7 protein-coding genes are annotated in these 11,048 nt (G+C 71.7%); 5 read left to right on the top strand and 2 right to left on the bottom strand.

Annotation, left to right across the window (positions count from 1 at the left end):
- Positions 1-16 precede the first annotated feature (16 nt).
- From ACPCHZ_RS13095 to eccB, 3 genes are all read left to right on the top strand, one after another.
- A complete protein-coding gene (locus tag ACPCHZ_RS13095) occupies positions 17-721 on the top strand; it encodes a hypothetical protein (RefSeq protein WP_423485130.1) in 705 nt (234 codons plus the stop codon).
- Positions 718-1,770: a polyprenyl synthetase family protein gene (locus ACPCHZ_RS13090; protein WP_423485129.1), complete on the top strand. Its 1,053-nt coding sequence runs from the start codon at positions 718-720 to the stop codon at positions 1,768-1,770. Before ACPCHZ_RS13095 ends, ACPCHZ_RS13090 begins: the two co-directional genes overlap by 4 nt.
- A gap of 67 nt (positions 1,771-1,837) precedes the next feature.
- Entirely contained in the window at positions 1,838-3,244 is a 1,407-nt protein-coding gene (gene eccB, locus ACPCHZ_RS13085; protein ID WP_423485128.1) for a type VII secretion protein EccB, read from the top strand.
- Here the strand turns inward: eccB and mycP are convergent.
- Positions 3,203-4,567, bottom strand: coding sequence for a type VII secretion-associated serine protease mycosin (gene mycP, locus ACPCHZ_RS13080; RefSeq protein WP_423485127.1), 1,365 nt, complete (start codon positions 4,565-4,567; stop codon positions 3,203-3,205). The genes eccB and mycP overlap by 42 nt on opposite strands.
- A complete protein-coding gene (gene eccD, locus ACPCHZ_RS13075; protein WP_423485377.1) occupies positions 4,552-5,877 on the bottom strand; it encodes a type VII secretion integral membrane protein EccD in 1,326 nt (441 codons plus the stop codon). Before eccD ends, mycP begins: the two co-directional genes overlap by 16 nt.
- A gap of 130 nt (positions 5,878-6,007) precedes the next feature.
- On the opposite strand from eccD, the gene eccCa reads away from it, so the two are divergent.
- Positions 6,008-9,817 (top strand): type VII secretion protein EccCa, encoded by a 3,810-nt coding sequence (gene eccCa / locus ACPCHZ_RS13070; protein WP_423485126.1) that lies wholly within the window; start codon positions 6,008-6,010, stop codon positions 9,815-9,817.
- Entirely contained in the window at positions 9,814-10,986 is a 1,173-nt protein-coding gene (locus ACPCHZ_RS13065; protein ID WP_423485125.1) for a type VII secretion-associated protein, read from the top strand. The genes eccCa and ACPCHZ_RS13065 overlap by 4 nt, the downstream gene beginning before the upstream one ends.
- Positions 10,987-11,048: the final 62 nt, after the last annotated feature.

The raw sequence follows: 11,048 nt of genomic DNA, 5'->3' as shown, positions 1-11,048 counted from the left end.
CGGGTGGGGGAATCGCGTGACCGGGGAAAACGGTGCTGAACCAGGCAACGGATCGGGCAGCGAACTGCCGTGGGCGTCGGTTTTCGACGCCTCCGCCAACGCCCGCGCGCTGAGCGCCATCCAGGCCGAGGGCTTCAAGGCCGCCAGCACCCTCGTCGACCGCTTCATCCGGGCCGCAACGGCCGGGCTCAGCGGCGCGCGACCGACGACGGCGGCGCCGCTGTCCAACCAGCAGCGCGCCGACATGTTCGGCGCCACCGATCTCGAGCCGTTGATCAGGTCGTGGTGGGCGATGGCCGGTCAGCTACTGCTCGGAGCCGCTCCGCAGTCCGATACCGGCGCCTCGCCCGCACGTCCGGACGCCCCGGCCGTGGACTTCGCCGGCGCCGACATGACGGGCCAAATCACGCTCGAGGCGGCGCCGCCGGGCCCGGCAAAGGCCACGGTGTGGCTGCACAACAGCGGTGACACCGACCTCGCCCCTGTGCGGCTGCGCTGCAGTGACCTGCTCTCCGCCGACGGCGCCGTCGTTGGTGCCGAGGCGGTGTCGTTCTCGGCGCCGGAGGCCGCGATGCCCGCGCTGTCCAAGCGCGGTGTGGAACTGAGCGTCACGCTGGCTCCCGGCACCGCCGCCGGCGTGTACCGCGGCACGCTGCTGACCGAGGGGCGAGCCGACCTGTGGCTGCCCGTGGTGCTCACCGTCCGCGTCGCTGCGCCGTGACGAGCATCGCCGACCGCGCCGGTTTGGTGGCCGGCGTCGAGACCCGGCTCCGCGAGGTGGCCAAGGAGATTCGCCGCGCGATGCTCGACGCTATGCCCGACGGGGAACCCGTCCAGTGGCTGTACGCACCGATGCGTGACTATCCGTCGCGGCCCGGCAAAGGCCTGCGGCCGGCGCTGTGTCTGTCTGCCGGGCGGGTGTTCGGCGCGTCGGTCGACGACCTGCTCGGCATCGCCGTCGCGATCGAGTTGCTGCACAACGCTTTCCTGGTCCACGACGACATCGCCGACGGCAGTGAGATGCGCCGCGGCAGACCGACGCTGTCGGCGATGCACGGAATGGCTGCGGCGATCAACGCCGGCGACGGGCTGGCCGTGGTCGCCGGGCAGGTGCTGCGGCGGGCCACCGGCCGCCTCGACCGCGACCTGGCCGACCAGGTGTGGGAGGAATTCGACACGATGGCGCTGCGCACCCTGGAAGGGCAGGCCACCGAGGTCGGGTGGCTGCTGGACGACGTCGAGGATCTCGGGCCGGACGACTACCTCGACCTCATCATGCACAAGACTTGCTGGTACACCACGATTCACCCGCTGCGGGTCGGCGCACTGGTCGGGTCGCGTGGGACGGCGGACCTGCGGCCCCTGGTGCGCTTCGGGTTTCACTTCGGCGCGGCCTTCCAGATCCGCGACGACCTGCTGAACCTGGTCGGTGACGAGGCGACCTACGGCAAGGAGATCCTCGGGGATCTCTACGAGGGCAAGCGCACGCTGCCGCTCGTGCATCTGATGTCGTCGGCGACCGGCGCGGACAAGTCGCTGGTGCGCGACTATCTTCGGCGCACGCGTGCCGAGCGCACGGCCGAGCAGGTCGGCGCGGTACGACGGCTGATGGACGACTACGGCAGCATCACCTTCACCCGTGAATACGCCGAAGGGATCCTGCTGGTCGCCGAGGAGTACTTCGAGCAGGCCTTCGCCCAGGCCGAGCCGGGTCCCGACCTGGACTTCCTACGGGCGCTGGTGCCCTACGTGTGGGCGCGGTGGCGCTGACTGCTGCGCTGTGAATTGGTGACATCGCATTGTCCCGCAAGCCGTTAGGCTCCACTCGGGGGATGTCATGGCGGAATCACGGGACCGAACGACCACCCGGCTGCAGGTCAGCGCACACCGCTTCCTGACGCGCCGGATGCAGCACGCGCTGGTGCGCGGGGACGTCCGGATGCTCGATGATCCGATGCGGGCACAGTCGCTTTCGTTGACCGTCGGCGCCGTGCTGGCCGTCATCGCGATCGCCGGATGCGCCGTGCTGGCGTTCCTGCGACCGCAGGGCCCGATCGACGGCGCGACCATCCTGACGGTCCGAGAGTCCGGTGCGCTGTACGTCCGGATCGACGACACCGTGCACCCGGTGCTGAACCTGGCATCCGCGCGCCTCATCGCCGGTGCTGCGGACATCCCGACGGTGGTCAGCGAGCAGGCTGTCGCGTCGGCCCGCCGCGGTCCGGCAGTGGGGATCGCCGGGGCGCCCACGTCGATCGGCACGGCCGTCCCTGCCGCTGAATCGCTGTGGAACGTCTGCGACTCCGCGGACCGGACCATCGTGCGGGTGGGCTCACCGCAGGACGCGGCGCCCTTCGACGACACGGACGCGGTGCTGGTCACCCCGGCGTCCGAGGGCGCAGCAACCACGTATCTGCTGCATGCCGGCCGGCGTGCCGCGGTCGATCTGCGCGACCGTGCCGTCACCCGGGCGTTGCGGCTGGAGGGCAGGACGCCCCGGCAGGTGTCACGCAGCCTGATCGACGCCATCCCCGAGGACCCTCCCATCGTCGCGCCGAGGATCCCGCGGGCCGGATCGACGGGTCCCGCGGTACTCGGCGGGTATCCGGTCGGCACCGTGGTGAGGCTGGCGCGCGCCGAGACCGCCGAGCACTACGTCGTGCTGGCCGACGGTGTGCAACGCATCGGCGAGGTCACCGCGGACCTGATCAGGCTCACGGTCAACCAACCGCGCGAGGACATCCCGACGATCGCCGCCACCGCCCTGGCATCGGCCCCGGCGGTCGAAACGCTGCCCGTAGGAACGTTTCCCACGCGCGTGACCATCGCCGACCCACCAGTTCTGTGCGCGCGATGGCAGGCCGGTGACGGTCCCCGGCAGGCGCGCACCACCCTGTGGCGTGCCGACGCCGCTGAGTCCGGACCGGGGCTCGTCGCACTGGCACAGGCCGACGGCAAGGGTCCCGCGGTCGATGCGGTGGAGGTGCCCGCGGGGCGCAGTCTGTTCGTGTGTGCCGTCGGTGTCGACGGTTCGGGCGGCGGTTCGGGGCCGCTGTACCTCGTGACCGATCTCGGCGTCGTGTTCGGGGTGCGTGACGCACAGACGGCGCAGCACCTGGGCCTGCCCACCGCCGCGACACCTGCGCCCTGGCCGGTACTGGCGAGGTTGCCGCGCGGCCCGGAACTGAGCAGGGACCGCGCGTCAGTCCTGCACGACTCGGTGGCGGGACCGGCGCCCGGCTGATGCGCTGAGCGCGATGGCCGCCGCCACCAGGACGCACACCGCGGCGCCGTACGCCGCGACACGGCGGGGGCGAGGATCCGGGTCGGCGGCAGCCGGGGGTGGATCCACCCGCATCGGTTGGGCGCGGCGCGCGACCGGCGGCGCCGTGCCGGTGACGGCGGCGACCGCGTCGACGACGCCGTGGCCCACGACCGGATCCCAGCCCGCCGCCGGACGCCGGGCGGTGTCCTCGATACGGGCCATCACCTGCCGGGCGGTCAACTGCGGCCACCGCGACCGCACCAGTGCCGCAACGCCACTCACTGCGGGCGCCGCATAGCTGGTGCCCGAGATCGGCTCACCGCCCGACGGAGCTTGCAAGGTCGTGATCAGCCCCTCGCCATCAGGATCGAGGGCGACGACCGACTCCCCGGGTGCCGCGACATCGACCCAGGGCCCCGCCAGGCTGAAACCCGACGGCACACCCGACGCGTCGACCGAGCCGACCGTCAGTACCAGATCGTCGTACCAGGCCGGACTCACCACGGTGCGGACCGACTCCCAGTCGGGCACGGCCGGGCGAGCCGGATCGGCGACGGGATTCTGCTCCGCGCACTGGCCTGCGCCGCTGACATTGCCCGCGGCCGCCACGACGACGACGTTCTTGACGTCGACGGCGTAGGCGAGGGCCGCACCGAGCGGGCGGTCGTCGGGAGCCTCCGCCGCGGACAGGCACGCCACCGAGGACACGTTGATCACCGTCGCGCCCAGGTCGGCGGCGCTGCGCACCGCCATCGCCAGCGTCGCGACGTCGCCGTAACCCGAGCCGCCCGGATCGTCGACGGCCCGGAACCGGTTGCTGGACTGCCGGATGGTCAGGATCGAGGCGTCGGGCGCGACACCTCCGGCCTGCTCGGGTGACGCCGCGGCGCCGACGATCCCGGCGACGATGGTGCCGTGGCCGTCGCAGTCCTCGGTGCCGTCGCCGCTCGACACATAGTCTCCGCCGGGCACCAGGTGCGGCAGCAGCCGATGCCGGGTCACGCCGGTGTCGATGACCGCGACAGTCTGGCCGGCGCCGCGGGTCAGTGGCCGAATCTCGTTGAGCGCCAGCATGTCGAGCTGGTGTGGTGTACCGGCCGTCGCGGGGGCGTCACCTGCATCCAGACAGCCGCCCTGCGGTTCGGTCAGGTCCGGAGGCGCCGGCGGGCGGGGTGCGGGCAGCAGCGTCTCGTCGACCGCGGGCGGGGTCACCGCCGCCGCCACCGGAGCCGCGATCAACGGTGCGGCACCGACGACGACCGCCGCGACCAGCCGGCCCGCCGTGGTCACGGCAGCTGCCACCCGCGGACCGCGGCGAACACGCCCGCAACCCAACAGGCCAGTGGTACCACGGCCGTGAGCGCGGCGTACTCCAGCGCGTCGACGGCGCGCGCCGCGACCGGACCCGCCACCGACCGCGCGGCCGGTGACAGCGCGATCGATCCTGCGACCACCGTCGACGCCGCGACCCAGAACGCCTGACCCGTCATCGACACCGACACCTCGACGAATGCCGCTGTCAGACAACCCAGGCCGCAGGCGGTCAGTGCGCTGCGGCACCAGCCGTCGGCGTGCGACCGGCTCCGCAGCACCAGCGCCGACCCGACGGCAGCGCACAAGCCGGCCTCGACCTGCCACGGCGCGTCGGCCCAGGCCCCGGCGCCGCCGGCCGCAACGAGCAGCACGCCCCACAGCACCGCAACGGATGCGCCGGTCACCAGCGCTGTGAGAAGCCGCCGCCCCCGTACCGCCCGCCTGTCGGCGTCACCTTCCCCGGCCGGTGTCTCGCCCGTCGGCGTCAGCCCGGCCAGCAGCACCGACAGCCTCGCCGCGGAACTGAGCGTGCCGAGGCCGAGCACGGTGAGGACCGTGCCGAGGACGACCGTCGGCAGCGCCCACACCATCGCGGCACCGAGTGCGGTCGCCCCGAGCAATCCGGTGACGGCGATCGCGGTCAACCACACCGACGAGCGAAGGGACAACCGGAGCAGCAGGATCGCCATCACCGTCAGCGAACACGCGGCGAGCAGGAAGTTGGCCGGGGCGGGACCGCCGGGCACTATCCGGTAGCCCAGCACGGTCGCCAGCACGAGCGCGACGTGCTGCATGGCTGGGCGCCACCACGGGTTCGGAGCCGTCCGATCGGCGACGATCGCCGCCGCACCCGCCGCGGTGGCGAGTGCACCGATCGTGACGAGATGTGTTGCCGTACCGGCGACCACACCCGCACACGCCAGCGCGAGAGCACCGGCCGCCACTGTCCAGGTCGCCGCCGCGGACGCGATCAGCCGCGGGGGAGGGCCGCCGGCAACCCCCTCGGCCACGATCGTCGGAAGGTCATGCGATCCGAATGTCGGCGCCGGCGGGTCGTGGCGGGAGAGCAACAGTACCTCGCCGTCGCGAACGCCCACCTCCGACAGGGTCAACGATTGATCGATTGCCGCGCCCGCGGCGCGGGACAGCCGCCAGCGGATCGGTGCATCGAGGGCGCTCGCACCGATCGTGTCGACGATGGACGGCAACAACTCAGCAATGACCACCGCGGACGGCAGTGCGAGATCAATTGGCCCACGCTGACTTTCGTTACCGCTGTGCACCGAAACCCGGCGCATCGAATCCGACACCGCATCACCCCCCGTGAACGTCGGCGATGTCACCGTAACCGATGGCGCGGGGGCGGGCCCGCGCGAAATTCTCGCCTGGGGATGGAACGGTTCCGACGCCGTCGTCGTCTGATCGACGATGGAATTCATCCGAGGGAGCCGGCTGCCCGTGCCCGCAGTCGCCGACGGTGACATCGCCGTGCAATCGCCGCCGGAGGTACCGCAGGCGACGCCGGCCAACCCGCTGGCGCGGTTGCTACCGGTCGCGATGGTGGTCGCCGCCGGCGGCATGATGGTGCTCTACTTCACCTCCGGCGCCTCGGGTCCCCGCAGCCCGATGTACCTGCTCTTTCCGGTGATGATGCTGCTGTCGCTTGTCGGCACACTCGCCTACGGACTACGCGGGACACGGACCGCTGAACTCGACCAGGGTCGCCGCGACTACCTGCGGTACGTCCAGGCGCTGGACGCGGCGGCGGTCGAGACCGCTCGGGCGCAACATCGTTCGTCGCACTGGCGTCACCCGCCACCCGACGGGCTCTGGACCCTGATCGGCGGCCCGCGGATGTGGGAGCGGAGACCGGCCGACGACGACTTCGGCCATGTCCGCCTGGGACTGGGAACCCAACCGCTGTCCACCCGATTGATCGCGCCGCCCGTGAGGCCCGTCGCGGAGCCCGATCCCGTGACCACCTCGGCGGTGGGTCGCCTCATCAGCGCTCGTGGCGTCGTCACCGACATGCCCGTGACGGTCGACCTCTTCGCGACCGACGCGATCAGCGTCGCCGGAGAGGGCGACGCCGTACGCGCTCTGCTGCGGTCCGTGCTGTGTCAGGTCGCGGTACTGCACGGCCCGGAGCATGTCAGAATCGCCGCGGTCATCGACGACACCACCGGACACCGCTGGGACTGGCTGAAATGGCTGCCCCATCACGGGCATCCGGCCATCAACGACCGCACCGGACCGGCACGGATGACGTACACCGCGCTGACCGAAGCCCGCGACGCGGTGGCCGCACTCCTCGACGGGTGCTCTCGCGTGGTGATCGTGGTCGACCTCGCATCGCCCACCGCCGCCGAACCTGTGTACCTCGACCTCGGCGGGACTGTCACGGTGCTGCTGGTCGACGCCGCGGGCATGACGACGCGCGAGTCGACCCGGTGGGTCGTCGACGGCGGCGACGTCGTTCTCGGCGACGGCCCTCGTATGCGGCGCGACGGCCTGGAAGCAGCGGCAGCCCTCGCGTGCGCGCGCCGACTCGCGCCCTACCGCCCGGTGGCCACTGACGCCGACGATCCGATGGTCGTCCCCGCCGACTGGCCGGCCCTGGTCGGCATCGGTGAGCCCGCCCGCCTCGACCCGACAGCGCTGTGGGGTTCCGGCGATGTGGCAACGGAACTGCGGGTCCCGGTCGGTGTCAGCGAGCACGGCGACCCTGTGCTGATCGACATCAAGGAGGCGGCGCACCGGGGGATGGGCCCGCACGGTTTGTGTATCGGCGCGACGGGTTCGGGCAAGTCGGAGTTCCTGCGTACCCTCACACTGGGCATGCTCGCCTCCCATTCCCCGGACCGGCTGAACATCATCCTGATCGACTTCAAGGGCGGCGCAACGTTCCTCGGCTTCGAGCGTGCAGCCCACGTGTCCGCGGTGATCACGAACCTCGCCGACGAGGCGCATCTGGTGGCACGCATGAAGGACGCCCTCTCCGGCGAGATCAATCGCAGACAGGAGATTCTGCGCGCCGCGGGCACTTTCGCCGACATCGCCGAGTACCACTGCTCGCGGACCCGCCGCCCCGATCTGCCTCCGCTGCCGTCACTGCTGATCGTCGTCGACGAGTTCTCCGAGCTCCTCAGTCAACACCCCGACTTCGCGGAGCTGTTCGTCGCGATCGGGCGGCTCGGCCGGTCACTCGGCATGCACCTGCTGCTGGCCAGTCAACGCCTGGACGAAGGACGGCTACGCGGACTGGACAACCACCTGTCCTACCGGGTGTGCCTGAAGACATTCTCCGCCAGCGAGTCCCGGGCCGTGCTCGGAGTGCCCGACGCACATCACCTGCCCTCGACACCGGGCGGGGCGTACCTACGGACGGCCGCCGGTGAACTCATCCGGTTCCGCACCGCTTACGTCTCCGGGCCGGCACCCGAACCGCGCCGAGTCGCGGCGAATCCGCCGACCGCCGTTCCCTTCACCGCCGCGCCGGTACCCTGGCCGCCCGCCGAATCCGGGCGTCACGTGGACTCCGGACATAGCGTTCTCGACACCGTGTTGGACCGGCTGGCCGGTCATGGCGCGCCCGCACACCCGGTGTGGCTGCCGCCCTTGACACAATCGCCGACTCTGGACCAGCTGCTGTCCCTCGGCGGCCCGGAACCGCTGACCGTACCGATCGGCCTGGTGGACCGGCCGTTCGAACAGCGCCGCGATCTGCTGTCCGCCGTACTCTCCGGCGCGGACGGCAACGTGGCGGTGGTCGGTGGGCCGGGCAGCGGCAAGTCGACCGCCCTGCGCACACTGGCCCTGGCACTGGCGGCGACCGCCGGTCCACGAGATGTCCAGCTCTACTGCCTCGACTTCGGCGGCGGTGCGCTGGCGTCACTGCGCGCGCTGCCCCACGTCGGCGCCGTGGCGGGCCGCCACGAAGGCGATCTGGTCCGTCGGACGGTCGCGGAACTCGAACTGCTGGTGCGGGCCCGCGAGGTCGGGTTCCGGGAGTTGGGCATCGATTCCGTGTCGGAGTTCCGGCGCAGGCGTGTGGCCGGTGATCCGGCGGTGACCGCCGATCCGTTCGGTGACGTCTTCCTCGTCGTGGACGGTTGGACGACGGTGCGCCAGGACTTCGACGGCCTCGACGCCGCGATCACCTCGCTCGCCGCACAGGGCCTGTCGTTCGGTGTGCACGTCGTCCTCGCCGCAGCACGGTGGGCGGACATCCGTCCCGCGCTCAAGGATCAGCTCGGTACCCGGATCGAACTGCGGCTCGGCGATCCGGCGGACTCCGAGATGGACCGCAGGCGGGCGCGCGATCTTCTCGACTGTGCACCCGGTCGCGGACTCACCCGCCAGGGCGCGGACTTCACGATCGCGTTGCCGCGGCTGGACGGCGTGGCGAGCCCCGCCGGCCTGGCCGAGGCGCTCGCCGCCGGTGCGCGGGACCTACGGGCACGTCACCCCGGCCGGTCCGCGGCGCCGATCAGGTTGCTGCCCGAGCGGGTGGAACTCGCCGAGCTCACGGCATCGGCCGAAGACGACCGGGTCGTGCTCGGCGTCGGCGAGCGTCGACTGTCCACTGTCAGCATCGATTTCACCGAGCAGCCGCATCTCATCGTGTTGGGTGAGCCCGGGTGCGGGAAGACCGCGACGCTGCGCACCCTGTGCACCGAGATCGTGCGGACCAACGACGTGCGCAGCGCCGAACTCGTGATCGTCGACTACCGCAGGACGCTTCTCGGTGTGGTGGACACCGACCACCTCGGGGCCTACCTGATGTCCGCCGGCGCCGTGAGCGCCCGCATCCCCGCGCTGCTGGAGCGGCTGCGCAGCCGGCTGCCGGGCGACGAGGTGACGCAGCGCCAGCTGCGCGACCGGTCGTGGTGGTCAGGGCCCGAGATCTATCTGGTCGTCGACGATTACGACCTCGTCGCAGGTGCCGCGGGCAACCCGCTGACGCCCCTGCTCGACTACCTGCCGCACGCCACGGACATCGGCCTGCACGTGGTGGTCGCGCGCCGGTCGGGCGGTGCGGCACGGGCGATGTTCGATCCGGTGCTGGCCCAGCTGCGCGACCTGGGCAGCATGGGTCTGCTGATGAGCGTCAGTCCCGACGAGGGTGTGCTGCTCGGGTCGGTGCGGCCGGCGCTCCGCCCGCCGGGTCGGGCCGTGCTGCTCACACGGGCCGCGGATAACCAGGTCGTCCAGGTGGGCTGGACTACGCCGCCGTGACTGCGGTGATCGAGGTCGGGCCGGTCACGGTGTCGGGTGGCCACCCCGTAGACGATCAAAGTGCGCTGGCGGCAGTGGAATTCATCGACTCGGATCTGGCACTCGTCGACGAGAGGCCGATGCCCACCGATGAGCTGTGGCGCGACGTCCTGCGCTCTGCCGGCGGCGGCCCGGTGCAGGCGGTGGTGTTGATCGTGCCGACATGGTGGCCGCGACGACGCTGCCATCGGATTCTCGGTGCGGCGCAGTGGTGGGCATCGGACGCGGTGACCGTCACCCGCGCTGAAGTGGTGCGCGCAGCGGTGTCCGCGGTCGATCCGGCCGTCGCCGAGATCGGTCCCGACTTCGTCGTCGTCATCGGTGATGCCGTCGCGGCCGTGCCACGCGCCGAGGATCCGCGGCGAGTGGGCCGCGCGGTGGCAGACGCCCTGAGGGGCGAGAACGCCGTCGTCATCGACGCGCCGGTGGGCGTGCCCGGGGCGGGCGAAGTCGCCTCGGCGATCGCGGACTCGCTCCGCTCCAACGGCGTCGCCGTGCTCCGCGTCGACCGACGTGCCCTGCGGTCCGCCGCCGCGAACATGTGGGCGCCCCCGTCGGCGACCGGCACCCTGGTCGCCACGCCTCATCGACGCGGACGCCACGGCGTCGCCCTGCTCGGCGGCGCCGTCCTGGCGGTCGCGGGACTGGGTCTCGCCTTCTCCGACCGGGCCGATCCGGCCGAGCCCGAGCACGATGACCCCGAGACGCTGTTGGTCGAGGGACGGGTCGGAGTGAAGGTACCGGCGCTGTGGACCGTCGACCGGATCACCGACGGACCCGGGTCGGCACGGGTGCAGGTGGAATCCCCGGACGATCCGGTCACGGCACTGCTGGTCACACAGTCGCCGGTGCTGCCCGGAACGACACGTGAAGCGGCCGCCGAGACCCTGCGCGCCGCGCTGGCCGGCGAAACGCCCGGCGTCTTCACCGACTTCGTGCCCGACGACCACAGGGGTGGGCGACCCGTCGCGTCCTATCGCGAGATCCGCCCAGGGCGGCACATCGATTGGTCGGTGTTCGTCGACGGCGGGGTGCGGATCGGCATCGGGTGTCAGGAACCGTCGGAGGCCGAGCGGCCGATCGGGCCCGTCTGTGATCGGGCCGTCCGGTCCGCTCACGCGATCTTCTGAGAATGCCCGGGAACCGAATGGCTCCGCGGTGCGTCGAACCTGATATCTCACAACGACACTGG

This window comes from Mycobacterium sp. NPDC050041 (assembly GCF_049541695.1).
Classification (GTDB): Bacteria; Actinomycetota; Actinomycetes; order Mycobacteriales; family Mycobacteriaceae; genus Mycobacterium.
The sequence above is the reverse complement of the archived record's forward strand: the minus strand, read 5'-3'. Positions and strand labels throughout refer to the sequence as shown.

Bases quoted from the DNA above. Each gene is read 5' to 3' on its own strand.
- eccB (WP_423485128.1), top strand. From the start codon at position 1,838: ATGGCGGAATCACGGGACCGAACGACCACCCGGCTGCAGGTCAGCGCA.
- eccD (WP_423485377.1), bottom strand. From the start codon at position 5,877: ATGCGCCGGGTTTCGGTGCACAGCGGTAACGAAAGTCAGCGTGGGCCA.
- eccCa (WP_423485126.1), top strand. From the start codon at position 6,008: ATGGAATTCATCCGAGGGAGCCGGCTGCCCGTGCCCGCAGTCGCCGAC.